16 protein-coding genes and 1 tRNA gene are annotated in these 14,881 nt (G+C 63.2%); 16 read left to right on the top strand and 1 reads right to left on the bottom strand.

Features of this window, described 5'->3' with window-relative positions; translation table 11 throughout:
* The first annotated feature begins 100 nt into the window (after positions 1-100).
* On the top strand, positions 101-1,816 hold the full coding sequence (locus AC1KVG_RS05140) for a hypothetical protein (RefSeq protein ID WP_481093707.1): 1,716 nt from the start codon (positions 101-103) through the stop codon (positions 1,814-1,816).
* A 103-nt stretch (positions 1,817-1,919) separates the two neighbouring features.
* On the opposite strand, the gene AC1KVG_RS05135 is transcribed toward AC1KVG_RS05140, so the two are convergent.
* Positions 1,920-2,495: a Maf family protein gene (locus AC1KVG_RS05135; RefSeq protein WP_481093706.1), complete on the bottom strand. Its 576-nt coding sequence runs from the start codon at positions 2,493-2,495 to the stop codon at positions 1,920-1,922.
* 111 nt (positions 2,496-2,606) lie between these two features.
* Between AC1KVG_RS05135 and AC1KVG_RS05130 the strand changes: the two genes are divergently transcribed.
* The 15 genes from AC1KVG_RS05130 (at position 2,607) to AC1KVG_RS05060 (ending at position 14,841) form a co-directional block, all read left to right on the top strand.
* Positions 2,607-3,116 (top strand): YceD family protein, encoded by a 510-nt coding sequence (locus tag AC1KVG_RS05130; protein ID WP_043907086.1) that lies wholly within the window; start codon positions 2,607-2,609, stop codon positions 3,114-3,116.
* 97 nt (positions 3,117-3,213) lie between these two features.
* The gene (rpmF, locus tag AC1KVG_RS05125) at positions 3,214-3,408 is read left to right on the top strand and encodes a 50S ribosomal protein L32 (protein ID WP_003483870.1); all 195 of its coding nucleotides are present in this window, start codon (positions 3,214-3,216) and stop codon (positions 3,406-3,408) included.
* Between the two features lie 88 nt (positions 3,409-3,496).
* Entirely contained in the window at positions 3,497-4,474 is a 978-nt protein-coding gene (locus AC1KVG_RS05120) for a beta-ketoacyl-ACP synthase III (RefSeq protein ID WP_229009616.1), read from the top strand.
* 60 nt (positions 4,475-4,534) lie between these two features.
* Positions 4,535-5,317: a BUD32 family EKC/KEOPS complex subunit gene (locus AC1KVG_RS05115; RefSeq protein ID WP_481093705.1), complete on the top strand. Its 783-nt coding sequence runs from the start codon at positions 4,535-4,537 to the stop codon at positions 5,315-5,317.
* Positions 5,318-5,421: 104 nt separating this feature from the next.
* A complete protein-coding gene (fabD, locus tag AC1KVG_RS05110; RefSeq protein WP_481093704.1) occupies positions 5,422-6,366 on the top strand; it encodes an ACP S-malonyltransferase in 945 nt (314 codons plus the stop codon).
* A gap of 85 nt (positions 6,367-6,451) precedes the next feature.
* Positions 6,452-7,195: a 3-oxoacyl-ACP reductase FabG gene (fabG, locus tag AC1KVG_RS05105; protein ID WP_481093703.1), complete on the top strand. Its 744-nt coding sequence runs from the start codon at positions 6,452-6,454 to the stop codon at positions 7,193-7,195.
* A gap of 156 nt (positions 7,196-7,351) precedes the next feature.
* Entirely contained in the window at positions 7,352-7,591 is a 240-nt protein-coding gene (gene acpP, locus AC1KVG_RS05100) for an acyl carrier protein (protein WP_002814322.1), read from the top strand.
* Positions 7,592-7,731: 140 nt separating this feature from the next.
* Positions 7,732-8,967 (top strand): beta-ketoacyl-ACP synthase II, encoded by a 1,236-nt coding sequence (gene fabF, locus AC1KVG_RS05095; protein ID WP_023902905.1) that lies wholly within the window; start codon positions 7,732-7,734, stop codon positions 8,965-8,967.
* 170 nt (positions 8,968-9,137) lie between these two features.
* On the top strand, positions 9,138-10,493 hold the full coding sequence (locus tag AC1KVG_RS05090; protein WP_481093702.1) for an aminodeoxychorismate synthase component I: 1,356 nt from the start codon (positions 9,138-9,140) through the stop codon (positions 10,491-10,493).
* A 66-nt stretch (positions 10,494-10,559) separates the two neighbouring features.
* Positions 10,560-11,618 (top strand): endolytic transglycosylase MltG, encoded by a 1,059-nt coding sequence (mltG, locus tag AC1KVG_RS05085; RefSeq protein ID WP_481093701.1) that lies wholly within the window; start codon positions 10,560-10,562, stop codon positions 11,616-11,618.
* Complete coding sequence (locus AC1KVG_RS05080) at positions 11,615-12,574, top strand: DNA polymerase III subunit delta' (protein ID WP_481093700.1); 960 nt, start codon at positions 11,615-11,617, stop codon at positions 12,572-12,574. Before mltG ends, AC1KVG_RS05080 begins: the two co-directional genes overlap by 4 nt.
* Positions 12,571-12,924, top strand: a complete 354-nt coding sequence (locus AC1KVG_RS05075) for a PilZ domain-containing protein (RefSeq protein WP_003483889.1) — start codon at positions 12,571-12,573, stop codon at positions 12,922-12,924. The genes AC1KVG_RS05080 and AC1KVG_RS05075 overlap by 4 nt, the downstream gene beginning before the upstream one ends.
* A 234-nt stretch (positions 12,925-13,158) precedes the next feature.
* Positions 13,159-13,233, top strand: a tRNA-Val gene (locus tag AC1KVG_RS05070).
* Positions 13,234-13,396: 163 nt separating this feature from the next.
* A complete protein-coding gene (locus AC1KVG_RS05065) occupies positions 13,397-13,876 on the top strand; it encodes a hypothetical protein (RefSeq protein ID WP_481093699.1) in 480 nt (159 codons plus the stop codon).
* Between the two features lie 314 nt (positions 13,877-14,190).
* Entirely contained in the window at positions 14,191-14,841 is a 651-nt protein-coding gene (locus AC1KVG_RS05060) for a hypothetical protein (RefSeq protein ID WP_481093698.1), read from the top strand.
* Positions 14,842-14,881 lie beyond the last annotated feature (40 nt).

The raw sequence follows: 14,881 nt of genomic DNA, 5'->3' as shown, positions 1-14,881 counted from the left end.
GCGCCGAGTAGAGCAGTCTGTTCGAGTCACAACACTGCTCAAGCGGCCTTCTGCGTGGTCCAACGGCCGGTCATAGTCGACAAGGAAAAAGGAAAAGCAATTGCAGCGCAAATATAAGGATTTACCCGGCGATTCCGGCGACCGCCGTCGGGCAGACAGGGCTTGGAGCAAGCTGCCGGAGGTGCTGCTGGTTGGTGCCAAGTGGTCCTATCTTGCAATCGGTGTGTTGGCGATGGTTACGCTGTCGCCCAAAGTGCTCTATGCCGATCCATGGCGATTCGCGAAAAATCTCCTGGGCCAGCCTTGGCCGCGGAATGTACTTGCGGTGGATAACGGACATCGTGAGGTCCTGCCCAATCTGCTGCGTCTGGCAGAGCTCAGATGGTTCGATGGCAATCAATGGCTGCAGATCTGGGTAGGTATTGCGCTGGCATTGCTGACAGTGTGGACGTTGCTGCGTCTGGTGCGTACCGAGCGTCTGGGTTCTTTGGCGCAGGCTGCCGCTGGGCTGGTTTGTGCGACGAGTATTTTCTGGCTCGGAAACGAGCGGGCATTGGTGCATGCAAACGAGTCGGTGCATGTCTATCTGATCACCGCGTTTCTGGTCGCCGGTTGTTGGTTGCTTGGTCATGGCAGCGGTTGGTGGCGCGCCGTACTGGCGGCACTCTGCGGGTTCGCAGCGACCTTCTGTTTTGGTGCGGGCATAGCCACGTTCGTTGCTTTGCTGGTGATGTTGTTGCTGCGTAGGGCGTCATGGGCCCAATGGTGCATTGTGCTATCGGGCTTTTCTGTATCTCTACTGCTGGTCCTGAGCTTTGGTGATGCGCACACACAGGGCGCGCGCATCATCGCGCCACTTTCGCAGTTGGATATTGTGCTGCGTTGGCTATCTGCGCCGTTTATTTATGCCTGCCTTCCACTGGTTGACGTAAACGTTGCAGCAAAATTGCCAGTGGAATCCTTGAGGGCAGTTGCAGTTGCAATTTCCAATGCATACACGGCGTTATTCGGCCCGGTCATGATCTCGGCTTGGCCGCACAGATTGATAGGGGGATTGGGTGTGGGTGGATTGATGGGCATTACCTACTCACTCTGGCGTCGGCGGGCGGAATCGGTTGCAGAGCTGACAGCGATCTCGATTGCCTGGTTTGCGCTCGCCATCGGAGCGGCAATCGCTTTGGCGCGCGCCATCTATTTCCAGTCTTTTCCCGAGCAATTGCTTGCTGCGCGCTATTTGCCTTGGTCGGTCCTGTTCTGGAGCGGTCTGTTGTTGTGGTCGTTCGTTCGGTATGGACATTTTCACCCGCGCCGTGTCGCTGTGGCGGGCCTGATGCTGGCATGTTGCTTGGTGCCAAGCACGCTATGGATGGCGCTCCTTGCGCAGCGCATGCAGACCGCGGCTAACATGACGGCAACCGCGGCAGCGGCAGGAGTGATTGATGCGGATGCCGTCTACGGAGAGACTGTTCTCACGGAAGTTGCCGATGCACTGCCTTTACTGAGGGCAGAAGGTACGTCCATCTTTGCATGGCCGGAAACACGTTATCTGGATGGCACGCAGGTCGCTGCCGATCCAGTTGCGATCGCAGATGTTGCTGCAACGCCGGTCCGTAATCTTCTGAATGATGCGTCAGCGATTCGATTTGATTTCAAGGCAGAGACGTCGGCGTCGCGTCTGGTCCTGATGTGCGACAAAACCCCTCTGGGAGTGGCGACGCGCGTGGGACGCGGGCCGCAGTGGGTTGGTTGGTCGGCACGAACTGCTGCTCCATCCTGTCTTCGGGCTCTCCAGGTGAGAGGTAGTGCATGGTTTTAGGTTTGCCTTCGCGCCTGGCATGTCTCGCGGTTGAGTTAGTTTTCAGCACTCACTGCATGGCAGAGGAGGTCTTGTCGCCTCCCTGGCGATCGTTGCCGGTCACTCAAGGCAGGTCGAACCCCGCCAGCCGCAACAACCGCGCCAGTGCGATCAGCGGCAGGCCGACCAGTGCGGTGGGGTCTTCCGAACGGATGGCGTCGAACAGGCTGATGCCCAGGCCTTCGCACTTGAAGCTGCCGGCGCAATCCAGCGCTGGCTCGGCGGCCAGGTAGCGCTCGATCTCGGCGGGCGTCAGCGGACGCAGCTGTACTTCGGTGAGATCCCGCGCATACAAGCTGCGCTCCGGGCCGACCAGGCTCACGGCGGTGTGGAAGCGCACCACGCGGGCGGACATTGCAGTCAGCTGCGCGCGCGCCTGGTCCAGCGTTCCCGGCTTGCCCAGGGCCTGGCCGTCCAGGTCGGCCACCTGATCCGAGCCGATCACCCAGGCATCCGGGACGTGCGCCGCTACCGCTGCCGCTTTCTCGGCGGCAAGACGGCTGGCCAGAGCGCCGGGGGATTCTCCGGGTTGCGCCTGCTCGTCCACCTCCGGCCGGGCGGTGCTGAAATCCAATTGCAGGCGGCCGAGCAGCTCACGCCGGTAGACGGAAGTTGAGGCAAGGATCAGGCGTGGCATCATGGCGTGCTGTGAGTGGACGGGCAGGGGAGTCTGCCAGCCGCCGCGCCGCGCGGCATGTGTGAATGGGCGCATTTGACACGGAACCTGCGGGTCTTTAACATTCTGCGGCTTATGTCCGCGAACGTACCCGAAATGCTGGATGCTTGGCGGATGGTCGCAGCGCGCAGGCGCTTCGATGGCCGCATCCCGCTCTCTGCGATGACCCGTCTGCAAGGAAGCCTTGTCGATACCGAGGGCGAATGTGTCTATTCGCTTGAATTCGACCAGGACAATCTGTTGAAGGTTGCTTATGTCGAACTCAGTATCGATGTCGAGCTGCCGCTGGCGTGCCAGCGCACCCTGCAACGGTTTCTGTATCCGGTGCAAATCAGACAGCGTCTTGGTTTGATCCGTGACGAGGCCGACGAAGCTGCATTGCCGGCCGAATACGAAGCGCTGCTGGTGCCTGAAGATGGCATGCTGCGGGCGGTGGATCTGGTCGAGGACGAGCTGGTGTTGTCGGTACCGGTGGTGCCAATGGCGCCGGGAAGCGAAGCCGTCGAGGCCGAGTGGGTTCCGACCCAGGAAGAGCAAGACAAGGCCAGTCCGTTCGCGGCGCTGGCAGCGTTGAAGAAACAGTAACCGCCGCTGTTAAGGGCGGAAAGACAGGTCGACGCGGGCGTAGAGCGTCCTGTTCGACTCGACAGACAAGTTATCGAACTTAAGTTGGAGCAATCCCATGGCTGTGCAGAAATCCCGAGTCACCCCGTCCCGTCGCGGCCAGCGTCGTTCGCACGATGCCCTGACCGCCAAGCAGCTGTCGACCGATCCGACCAGCGGCGAGATCCATCTGCGCCACCACATCACCGCTGACGGTTACTACCGCGGCAAGAAGGTGATCGCGACCAAATCGTCGGCCGTCCAAGAAGATTGATCCGTGGCGCCCGCCGCACTCAGCGGCCGGGCGACCCTCGATTCTTCCGGAGCCGTCGGTCACCGCGGCTCTTGCACTAGGAAACAGCATGAGCAAGCGGATCTATTCCAGAATCGCGGGCACGGGTAGCTATTTGCCCGAAAAGGTGTTGACCAACGACGATATGTCCAAGATCGTCGACACCAGCGATGAATGGATCTTCTCGCGCACTGGTATCCGTGAGCGTCATATCGTTGCCGACGACCAGACCACCAGCGATCTGGCCTATTTCGCCTCGCTGAAGGCGATGGAAGCGGCCGGCGTCAGCGCCGACGAGATCGACCTGATCGTGGTCGGCACCACCACTCCCGACCTGATCTTCCCGTCCACTGCCTGCCTGTTGCAGGCGCGGCTGGGTAATGTCGGTTGCGGTGCATTCGACGTCAACGCGGCCTGTTCGGGTTTCGTCTATGCGCTCAGCGTCGGCGACAAGTTCATCCGCAGTGGCGACGCCAAGACTGTGCTGGTGGTCGGTGCAGAAACGCTTACCCGTATTGTCGACTGGACTGATCGCACCACCTGCGTGCTGTTCGGCGATGGTGCTGGCGCGGTGGTGCTCAAGGCCGACGAAGAAACTGGCATCCTCAGCACCCATCTGCACGCCGATGGCAGCAAGAAAGAGCTGTTGTGGGATCCGGTCGGCGTGTCGGTCGGTTTCGGCGAAGGCAAGAACGGCGGCGGCGTGTTGCTGATGAAGGGCAGCGAGGTCTTCAAGTACGCGGTCAAGGCACTGGACTCGGTGGTCGACGAGACGCTGGCAGCTAATGGCCTGGGCAAGGGCGATTTGGATTGGCTGATCCCGCATCAGGCCAATATGCGCATCATCGAAGCCACCGCCAAGCGCTTGGAGCTGCCGATGGACCAAGTGGTGGTCACCGTGGATCGCCACGGCAATACCTCCTCGGCCTCGGTGCCGTTGGCGCTGGACGAAGCGGTTCGCTCCGGCCGCGTGCAGCGTGGTCAACTGCTGCTGCTGGAAGCGTTCGGTGGTGGATTTACCTGGGGCTCGGCGCTGCTGCGCTACTGAGTCCCTCAGGCATCGCCACGTCCGCAGGCGATGCCTGACAGCGTCAGGGACGGACCCGTTATGGCAGAACCCATCGTCATCGCCGGACAGCGCGTCTGGCTGAAGCAGTACCGTCGCGACAACCGGGCGGTCTCGCTCGGAGCACTCAATTTTGTCGCCCGCCGCTGGGGCCTGGACGCCTTGCGTCCACCGCCGCACCGTGGCGGTGATGCCGCACGCGATTTGGAAGCGCGCCGGCTCGACGAGCTGCAGGCGCAAGCGGTCAATGTGCCGCGTGTGGTCGGTTGCGGGCAGGCGGCCCTAGTGCTCAGCGACAACGGCCGCTCCTTTGCCAGCTGCCTGCGCGAGGCCGATGCGCCCGAACGCGACCGCCTGATTGCGCTGGCGGTGGCCGCCATTGCCGACGCCCATCGCGATGGTGCGTATTTCGGCCAACCGCTTCCGCGCAACATGACCTTCGACGGGCAGGCGGTCGGCTTCATCGATTTCGAAGAGGATCCGCTGGAGGTGATGGACCTGGCGCAGGCCCAGGCGCGCGACTGGCTGGTGTTTGGCTACGGCGTGGCCAAGTACTACCGCGGCCGCCGCGAGGTGCTGCAGCGGTTGATGACGGGCGCCTTCGATGCGGCCGGCCCGGCCGTGGCCGCGCATGCGCATGTGGTGACCGGACGATTGCAGCGGTTTGCGCAGCTCATCGGTCGCCTGGGGCGCTCTGCCGGGGCACTGGCGCGCGCCATCCAGGCCATCCACGCGGCGACTTCCCTGGCCGTGGTGCTGGTGCTGGTGATGTGCGTGGACTGGCTCGCCGATGGCGAAATGGACCTGCTCAACGCCTTGCTGTAAGTGTGCCGGCGGTCGCGCTGGCCGGGTCTTGCATACGCGGCAGTACAGACGCCAGGGCGATTTCGCACGTATTATCCCGGCTCGATTTTTGTAGGCAGCAACGCGTGACCGAATCCACTCTCGCCTTCGTGTTCCCCGGCCAGGGCTCGCAGTCCTTAGGGATGCTGGCCGAACTGTCCGAGCTGCATCCGCAGATTCGCGAAACCTTCGCCGAAGCCTCCGAAGGCGCTGGCGTCGACCTGTGGGCGCTGTCGCAGGGCGGCCCGGAAGAGATGCTCAACCGCACCGAATACACCCAGCCGGCCTTGCTGGCCGCGGGCGTGGCGGTGTGGCGGTTGTGGAACGCGCAGCGCGGGCAACGCCCCGCGGTGCTGGCTGGCCACAGCCTGGGTGAGTACACCGCATTGGTCGCGGCCGGTGCCTTGTCGCTGCACGACGGTGCGCACCTGGTACGGCTGCGCGGCCAGTTCATGCAGGCCGCCGCGCCGGCCGGTGTCGGCGCGATGGCGGCGGTGCTGGGTGCCGAGGATGCGCTGGTGCTGGAGGTCTGCGCCGAAGCGGCGGGCAGCCAGGTGGTGGTGCCGGCCAACTTCAATTCGCCGGGTCAGATCGTCATCGGTGGCGATGCGGCCGCAGTGGATCGCGCGCTGGCCTTGCTGGCCGAGCGCGGCGTACGCAAGGCGGTCAAGCTGGCGGTGAGCGTGCCTTCGCACACCCCATTGATGCGCGATGCAGCCAACCAGCTTAGCGAGGCGATGGCCGGCCTGAGCTGGCACACCCCGCAAATTCCGGTGGTGCAGAACGTGGATGCACGCGTGCACGACGGCAGCGAGGCGATTCGCAGGGCCCTGGCCGAGCAGCTGTATCTGCCGGTGCAGTGGACCGGCTGCGTGCAGGCGCTGGCTGCGCAGAGCATCACCCGGATCGCCGAATGCGGCCCGGGCAAGGTGCTGAGCGGGCTGATCAAGCGCATCGACAAGAGCCTGGATGCGCGTCCTCTGGCCACGCCTGCCGATTACGCTGGCGCGCTTGAGGCGTGGACGCACTGATCCTCCAATGCATATGCCGGTGTCATGCCGGCCTCCCTCGACGTTCGCGCACGGTCGCGACGTCCCCCTTCGAGGAAAAGAATTCATGAGCAAGCCACTGCAGGGTGAGATCGCCCTGGTCACCGGCGCCAGTCGCGGGATCGGCGCGGCCATTGCCGACACGCTGGCCGCCCAGGGCGCCACCGTCATCGGCACTGCCACTTCGGCGTCCGGCGCTGCGGCGATCGGCGCGCGTCTGGCTGCCCACGGCGGTTACGGGCGCGAACTCAATGTCACCGACGCAACTGCGGTCGATGGCCTGATCGATGCGATCGGCAAGGAGTTCGGGGCGATCTCGATTCTGGTCAACAATGCCGGGATCACCCGCGATAACCTGTTGATGCGGATGAAGGAAGACGACTGGCAGGCGATCATCGATACCAATCTGACCAGCGTGTTCCGCACCTCCAAGGCAGTGATGCGCGGCATGATGAAGGCGCGCAAGGGCCGCATCGTCAACATCGCCTCGGTGGTGGGTGTGACCGGCAATCCCGGGCAGACCAACTATGCCGCCGCCAAGGCCGGCATCATCGCGTTCTCCAAGTCGCTGGCCAAGGAAATCGGCTCGCGCGGGGTCACCGTGAATGTGGTGGCGCCCGGCTTCATCGATACCGACATGACCAAGGCGCTGCCGGACGAGGCCAAGACCGCCTTGCTGCAGCAGATCGCGCTTGGCCACTTGGGACAGCCGGAGGACATCGCCAATGCGGTGGCATTCCTGGCCGGCCCGAGTGCCCGTTACATCACCGGTGAGACCCTGCACGTCAACGGCGGCATGTACATGCCGTGAGCGTGCGGCGCCGGGAGGCGCTAAGTGGCTGATCGGGCGGGAGTTGTGATGCAATGCAACGCTCGGTCGCTTCCACTACACTATCCAACGCGGCCATCGCAGCGGCGATGGCGTTTTTTTCGTACCACCACTACTCCATCCGGAGCGATATCCCAAATGAGCACCATCGAAGAACGCGTCAAGAAAATCGTCGTCGAACAACTCGGCGTCAAGGAAGAGGAAGTCACCACCAGCGCATCGTTCGTCGATGACCTGGGTGCCGACTCGCTGGACACCGTCGAGCTGGTGATGGCGCTGGAAGAAGAGTTCGAGTGCGAGATCCCGGACGAAGAGGCTGAAAAGATCACCTCGGTCCAGCAGGCGATCGACTACGTGAAGGCTCACGTCAAGAGCTGATGCGTTGTTCCTGACGGCGGCGGCGTGCGTCATGCCGCTGCTGCGTCAGACATTCCATGGGGCCGCTGATGCGGCCCTGTGTTTTTCAGCGTTAATCGCAAACCGCAAGCACCGTCTGTTGCGTGGTGAGGAGATCTGCAATGAGTCGTCGTGTTGTCGTTACCGGCATGGGCATGGTGTCGCCGCTGGGCAATGATCTGGCCACCAGCTGGGATGGAATCATCCACGGGCGCTCAGGCATTGGCCCGATCACGCAGATCGATGCCTCGCAGTTCACCACCAAGATCGCCGGCGAAATCAAGAATTTCGACCCCACGCTTTTTGTGTCCGCCAAGGACGTCAAGAAGATGGATTCGTTCATCCACTACGGCGTCGGCGCTTCGTTCATGGCGTTGGACGATTCCGGGCTGGAGATCGACGAAAGCAATGCCGAACGTGTTGGCGCCATTCTCGGCTCCGGCATCGGCGGGCTGCTCGGTATCGAAGAGCAGACCATCAAATTCCATGAGGGCGGCGCGCGCAAGATTTCGCCGTTCTATGTGCCCAGCACCATCATCAACATGCTGCCGGGCCAGGTGAGCCTGATCAAAGGCCTGAAGGGCCCGACGTTCTCGGCTGTTTCCGCCTGCGCCACCTCCAACCATTCGATCGGCACCGCGATGCGGATGATCCAGTACGGCGATGCCGATGTAATGCTGGCCGGCGGCGCCGAGCGCGGGTCCTCGCCGAGCTCGGTGGGCGGTTTCTGCGCAATGAAGGCGATGTCCACCCGCAACGACGACCCGACCGCCGCCTCGCGCCCCTGGGACAAGCAGCGCGATGGCTTCGTGCTGGGCGATGGCGCCGGCGTGCTGGTGCTGGAAGAGTACGAACACGCCAAGGCGCGTGGTGCGCGCATCTATGCCGAGCTGGTCGGCTTCGGCGCCAGCTCCGATGCGTTCCATATGACCGCCCCCAGCGAAGATGGCGAAGGCGCGGCGCGTAGCATGGTTGCGGCGATGCGCGATGCCAAACTCAATCCCGAGCAGATCGGCTACCTCAACGCGCACGGCACCTCCACGCCGCTGGGCGATCTGGCCGAGACGCTGGCGATGAAGCGCGCATTGGGCGACCACGCCTACAAGACCATGGTCAGTTCGACCAAGTCGATGACCGGTCATCTGCTGGGCGCGGCCGGCGGCGTGGAAGCGATCTTCTCGGTGATGGCGCTGCACACCGGCATCATCCCGCCGACGATCAACCTGGAAGAGCCCAGCGAAGGCTGCGACCTGGATTACGTGCCGAACGTGGCGCGCGAAGTGCAGGTGGACGCAGTGATGTCCAACGGCTTCGGCTTCGGCGGCACCAACGGTACGCTGGTGTTCAAGCGCCTCTGAGTTGGCGCGCCGTTCTTTTTACGGAGAACGGCGCGCAAGCTAGTTTTAGCCGCCGCGCGCGATGCGTCCGCGCGGCCTGATTTCTGATTCACAGCCCGATTCCATCGTCGCTCGCCCTCTGTAGTTGCAGCAGGGCGGCGCGCTCTAGCACCCTACGCCAAACCAGGCCGATGACGCTCACCAGATCCCTGCATGCGGACATCGACCTGCTGGCGCTGTATCGGCTGGCGCCGCAGCGCTATCCGGCCTTGCTCGAATCCACCGCCTTCGGTACCGAGCACGGTCGCTGGGATGTCTTGCTGCTTGCAGAAGGCGCAAGCCTGCGGCTCGACGCCGATGGGCACGCGCGCGATGGCGACGGACGCGTGCTGGAAGGCGGCTTTCTGGCTGCGCTGGATGCGGTGTGGCGGGCCGAGCGCGTGCCGCACGATGCGACAAGCCCGTGGCCGTTTCGCGGCGGCTGGGCGGTGTTGCTGGATTACGAACTGGCCTCGCAGGTCGAGCCGATTTTGCAGTTGCCTACCCGCGCCGACGGCTTGCCGAGCGCGCTTGCCTTGCGTGCGCCTGCAGCGGTGTTGCGCGATCGAGTAAATGGCCTGTGCGTCGCACTGGCCGAGCCGGGCCGCGAGGATCTGCTGACGCGCATCGTTGAGGACATCGCCGCCTGCGCCGTGCTGCCACCGTTGCCGGACTGGGTCGCTCCGGTGGCTGTCGAAGAAGACGCGCCCGAACGCTTCACCGATGCAGTGGAGCGCGTGCTCGCCTATCTGTGCGCTGGCGACGTGTTCCAGGCCAATATCTCGCGCGCCTGGCATGCGGCCTTCGCTGCTGCGGTCGATCCGGCAGCGCTGCATGCGCGTCTGCGCGCGGCCAATCCGGCACCGTTTGCCGGCCTATTTGTGGCGGCAGGACGCGCGGTGGTGAGTTCCTCGCCGGAGCGACTGGTGTCGGTGCAGGGCGATGTGGTGCAGACGCGCCCGATCGCCGGCACCCGCGCGCGCTTTGCCGGCGACGACGATGCCGCGCGCATCCGCGAGCTGGTCGGCCACCCGAAGGAACGCGCCGAGCACGTGATGCTGATCGACCTGGAGCGCAACGACCTGGGGCGCATCTGTGCGCCGGGGACGGTGGAGGTGGACGAGCTGATGGGCGTGGAAAGCTACGCGCATGTGCACCACATCGTCAGCAATGTGCGCGGCCGTCTGCGCGCCGAGGTCACGCCCGGCGAGGTGATCGCAGCGGTGTTTCCCGGCGGCACGATTACCGGCTGCCCGAAGGTGCGCTGCATGCAGATCATCGCCGAGCTCGAATGCACCGCGCGCGGGGCCTACACCGGTGCGTTCGGCTGGCTCAATCGCGACGGCGACATGGATCTGAATATCCTGATCCGCACCGCCGAAGTGGCCGGGAACCAGGTGCATTTCCGCACCGGGGCCGGGATCGTGGTGGACTCGGATCCGCAGCGCGAGCTGGACGAAACCCGCGCCAAGGCGCGCGGCTTGCTGCGTGCATTCGACCAGATATGAGCGCTTCAACGGGACATCACCGGCGCGCGGTATCCTGCGCGGCGCTGGGGCAATGACGAGGTACGTGTGGCGGTGACTGGCAAACGTGGATGTCTGGCCGTGCTGGGCACGGCACTGTTGCTCGCGGCGCTGCTGGCGATTGTGGCTGTGGTGGCGTGGCGGCATTACCTACACTTCGCCGATACACCGGTGAGCGCGAGCGCGCCCAGTGTGGTGATTGCGCCCGGCGATTCGCTCAAGGTGACGTTGCGCAAGTTGCGCGATGCCGGCGTGGCGCAGGGTACGGATCTGGAATGGCAGCTGCTCGCGCGCCAGGTCGATGCGGCCGGCAAGCTCAAGGTGGGCGAATACGCGCTGGCGCCGGCTCTCTCGCCGCGTGAGCTGCTCGAGCGCATGCGCCAGGGCCGGGTGATCCAGTACCGCTTCACGATCGTGGAGGGCTGGAATTTCCGCCAATTGCGCGCGGCGCTGGCGACCGCCACGCCGTTGCAGCAATCCATCGGCGCGCTGGACGATGCGGCTGTGATGGCGCGGTTGGGCTTTGCCAATCAGCATCCGGAAGGACGCTTCCTGCCGGAAACCTATCTCTACCAGCGCAGCGACAGCGATCTGGACGTGCTCAAGCGCGCGCACGTGGCCATGGACAAGGCGTTGGCGCAGGCCTGGGAGCAGCGCGCCCCCAACTTGCCGCTGACTTCGCCGGAGCAGGCGCTGATCCTGGCCTCCATCATCGAAAAGGAGACCGCGCTGGGCAGCGAGCGACCGCTGATTGCCGGGGTGTTCCTGCGCCGCCTGCAGCTGGGCATGAAGCTGCAGACCGATCCGACCGTGATCTACGGCATCGGCAGCAGCTACGACGGCAATATCCGCCGTCGCGATCTGACCACCGACACGCCATACAACACCTACACCCGCACCGGCCTGACCCCGACCCCGATCGCCATGCCGGGCCGTGAGGCCTTGCTGGCGGCGGTGCGTCCGGCGCCTGGCGAGGCGCTGTACTTCGTGGCGGTTGGCGATGGCACCGGCGCACACGCGTTCTCGGCCACGCTGGCCGAGCACAATGCGGCGGTGGCGCGTTACCTGCAGCGCCGCCGTCTGCCGCAACCAGAGTCCACTCCATGACCACTACGTTCTCGCCCTGGCAACAGCGCGCCTACGATCAGACGCTGGCGGCACTGGACGCCGGCCGCCTCGGGCACGGCTTGCTGATCTGCGGGCCGGATGGTCTGGGCAAGCGCGCGGTGGCGCTGGCACTTGCCGAGCACGTGCTGGCCAGCTCGCCGGACCCGGCGCTGGCGCAGCGCAGTCGGCAGCTGATCGCGGCCGGGACCCACCCGGACCTGCAGCTGATCTCGTTCATTCCCAACCGCACCGGCGACAAGCTGCGCACCGAGATCGTGATCGAGCAGGTGCGCGAGATTTCGCAGAAGCTCTCGCTGACCCCGCAGTACGGCATCGCGCAGGTGGTGATCGTCGACCCGGCCGATGCGATCAATCGCGCTGCCTGCAACGCCTTGCTCAAGACACTGGAGGAACCGTCGCCGGGCCGCTACCTGTGGCTGATCAGCGCGCAGCCCGCGCGCTTGCCGGCGACCATCCGCAGCCGCTGCCAGCGTCTGGAATTCAAGCTGCCGCCCGCACACGAGGCGCTGGCCTGGCTGCTGTCGCAGGGCGTTGGCGAGCGGGCTGCACAGGAAGCGCTGGAGGCCGCACGCGGCCATCCGGGGCTTGCTGCGCAGTGGTTGCGCGAAGATGGCCTGGCGGTACGTCGCACGGTGGCGCAGGATCTGGAGCAGATCGCCGCCGGGCGCACCAGCGCAGTCGATGTTGCGCAGCGCTGGACCAACGACGGCCAGGCCGACCAACGTCTGCGCCACGCCGCCGACCTAGCGCTGGCACAGGCATCGGCCGGCTTGACCGATCCATCGCGGTTGCACAAGCTGGCGACCTGGTTCGACGCCGCCAATCGCACACGCGATCTGCTGCGCACCACCGTCCGCGCCGACCTGGCGGTGACGGAATTATTGCTGTCCTGGCGCGAGGGAGAGCGTCCGGCACGTTCTAGGGGAACTCGATGAGTGCAATGAATGCACGCCAAGGCATTTTGTCGCTGGCGCTGAAAGACAAGCCGGCGCTCTACAGCGCCTACATGCCGTTCGTGAAAGGCGGCGGTATCTTCGTGCCTACGCCCAAGCGCTATATGCTCGGCGACGAAGTCTTCCTGCTGCTGACCCTGCCGGACTCCAGCGAGCGCCTGCCGGTCGCCGGCAAGGTCATCTGGACCACGCCTGCCGGCGCGCAGGGCAACCGCGCTGCCGGCATCGGCGTGCAGTTCCCGGACGGCCCGGAAGGCGAGGCGGTGCGCAACAAGATCGAGACGCTGCTGGCGGGGCTGACGACTTCGGATAAGCCTACGCATACGATGTGAAGTGAGTATGCAACGCGCGCGTTTGTCGGTATCGGTCTGCTGGGGAAATGACGGGAAGCGGCGCAACCCTTCGTATCGAGCGCCTGCTGCCGACGCGCAACCGCAGCGTCTCATGCAGCACCGCAACGGCCCTTGTGTCTGCCGCACTGCGCTGTTTCCGGCGCCATGCAGTCGCCTCGAATGAACCTGTTGACGATCGCCACAGCTGCCCTATAATGTGCGGCTCGCGTCATCGGGCGGTTAGCTCAGCGGTAGAGCATTGCCTTCACACGGCAAGGGTCACAAGTTCGAACCTTGTACCGCCCACCATTGAAATCCGGTAGCAGCATGGACTTCAGCGCGAGAAGAAAAGAGCCGGCCAAGTGCCGGCTTTTTGTTGTCCTGGAATAGTCCTGCAAAGCGCGAGGTTACGCACGTGTCAGAGCCGACAACTGGCATAGCTTGGGGATCGGTCGCTGACTGGGTTTCCGGCATGGGATCCCTGACCGCAGCTATCGTGGCTATATGGCTCGCCAAACGCGGGGAAAGGATCAAGCTGCGTGGCTACTGCGGCCTGCGCATCCTCATTGGTGGCGGCCATCAAGAGGATGTGGTGTCCTTTTCTGTCACCAACGTCGGGACGCGAGCCACGGTTATCAGTAACATCTCAATGCATTCTGGGGTATTCAAGAAAAAGCACGCGATCCTCAACTCTTGGAATTTGCCAAATTCTCACCCTTTGCCGTGTCCGCTTGCTGATGGGCAAACTGCCAACTGGCAGGTTCCAAACCGCTCGGGAACCGAGTGGCTTGCCGGCCTCATGCAGGTTGGATCAACGCATAGGCCACTTGTCGCGAGCAAGTGGGACGTGCGGACACTGAGGGTCCTAATTCATACCAACCACGGCACAGCTTTAGTTTTGACGCCTGAGAAAGCATTCCGGGTTGCACTATTGAAGTTGCTTCAGTCGTAGAGCGAAGCAGGCCTTTCGGCAATCCCTGATAACCGAATCTCTACACTTGTACCCATCCCGCTCAGGCACCGCCGTGAGAGATACGTACCGGCTACAAAATCTGCACGCCCCAGTTATTATCTACACTCGAGCGCCGATAGCAGGTGTGCAGATCATTGCTGGTAATTTACCTGGCACGATCTTTACCTGCAGGCACATGACGATCATGACAGTCTCAAGGATCGCCCGTAACGCGCCAACACACTTGCGTCAAAGAAACCCCGAAAGCGCGATTCGTTCTGTGCGCTTATCTCGTGCAATCCAGGTAAATTAGTATGGTAGTGGATTTGAAAGTCGACTGGCGCTGGGCAATAGCTACATCCGGTTGGATTATGTTCGGTGCTGCTCTCGCCCTTGGAGTTCTGTGCATTATCGGTCCCATCCATTTAGGAAAGGATGCACCTGCATGGGTTCAAGCGATTGGCTCTGTTATGGCGATTTTGGTAGCCGTCATTGTCCCTTTTATTCTCTCTTACCAAGAGCGCGGGCGCAGAGATAGAGACCAAGCGCTACGCGCTAAGAGCTTGGCGTTTGTCCTCCTCCCGGCGGTAGTGGCAATGCAGCGAGCTGTTCGCCAAGCTGAGCATCGCTGGGCAAGGATCATTGACGAGGAGGATGACGATTCAGTGCTTGAGGTTCTGGCAGCGCCCGACGCTCTGATAGACCGCCTCGTAATACTTCACGAACTGGGACCCGCGTTGAGCGACGTACATGACGTTTTGGATGCGATAGATCAGTTGCGACGTACGATTCCCTATGCGTACAACTATCTCGTCAATGGTGGTGTGAGTGTGATTAATCACTACACAGGCGAGACGGAAGACATGGAGGAGCCTGATAGCGTCGAAGATGCTTTTAATCGGGCCAGCACCACGTCCTCTGCTGCAGTTGAAACACTAAGATCGGCAATTCGTTCGAGCATATGAATTAGCAAGAATCACACTACCATGCGTCAATGTTTACACG

The sequence above is a fragment of the Xanthomonas sp. NCPPB 3959 genome, assembly GCF_056675575.1.
The sequence above is the reverse complement of the archived record's forward strand: the minus strand, read 5'-3'. Positions and strand labels throughout refer to the sequence as shown.

Coding starts and splice junctions, on each gene's coding strand:
- fabG (WP_481093703.1), top strand. CDS start 6,452: ATGAGCAAGCCACTGCAGGGTGAGATCGCCCTGGTCACCGGCGCCAGT.
- AC1KVG_RS05115 (WP_481093705.1), top strand. CDS start 4,535: ATGGCAGAACCCATCGTCATCGCCGGACAGCGCGTCTGGCTGAAGCAG.
- acpP (WP_002814322.1), top strand. CDS start 7,352: ATGAGCACCATCGAAGAACGCGTCAAGAAAATCGTCGTCGAACAACTC.
- fabF (WP_023902905.1), top strand. CDS start 7,732: ATGAGTCGTCGTGTTGTCGTTACCGGCATGGGCATGGTGTCGCCGCTG.
- AC1KVG_RS05075 (WP_003483889.1), top strand. CDS start 12,571: ATGAGTGCAATGAATGCACGCCAAGGCATTTTGTCGCTGGCGCTGAAA.
- AC1KVG_RS05120 (WP_229009616.1), top strand. CDS start 3,497: ATGAGCAAGCGGATCTATTCCAGAATCGCGGGCACGGGTAGCTATTTG.
- AC1KVG_RS05135 (WP_481093706.1), bottom strand. CDS start 2,495: ATGATGCCACGCCTGATCCTTGCCTCAACTTCCGTCTACCGGCGTGAG.
- AC1KVG_RS05065 (WP_481093699.1), top strand. CDS start 13,397: ATGGGATCCCTGACCGCAGCTATCGTGGCTATATGGCTCGCCAAACGC.
- AC1KVG_RS05090 (WP_481093702.1), top strand. CDS start 9,138: ATGACGCTCACCAGATCCCTGCATGCGGACATCGACCTGCTGGCGCTG.
- AC1KVG_RS05130 (WP_043907086.1), top strand. CDS start 2,607: ATGTCCGCGAACGTACCCGAAATGCTGGATGCTTGGCGGATGGTCGCA.
- rpmF (WP_003483870.1), top strand. CDS start 3,214: ATGGCTGTGCAGAAATCCCGAGTCACCCCGTCCCGTCGCGGCCAGCGT.
- AC1KVG_RS05080 (WP_481093700.1), top strand. CDS start 11,615: ATGACCACTACGTTCTCGCCCTGGCAACAGCGCGCCTACGATCAGACG.
- AC1KVG_RS05060 (WP_481093698.1), top strand. CDS start 14,191: ATGGTAGTGGATTTGAAAGTCGACTGGCGCTGGGCAATAGCTACATCC.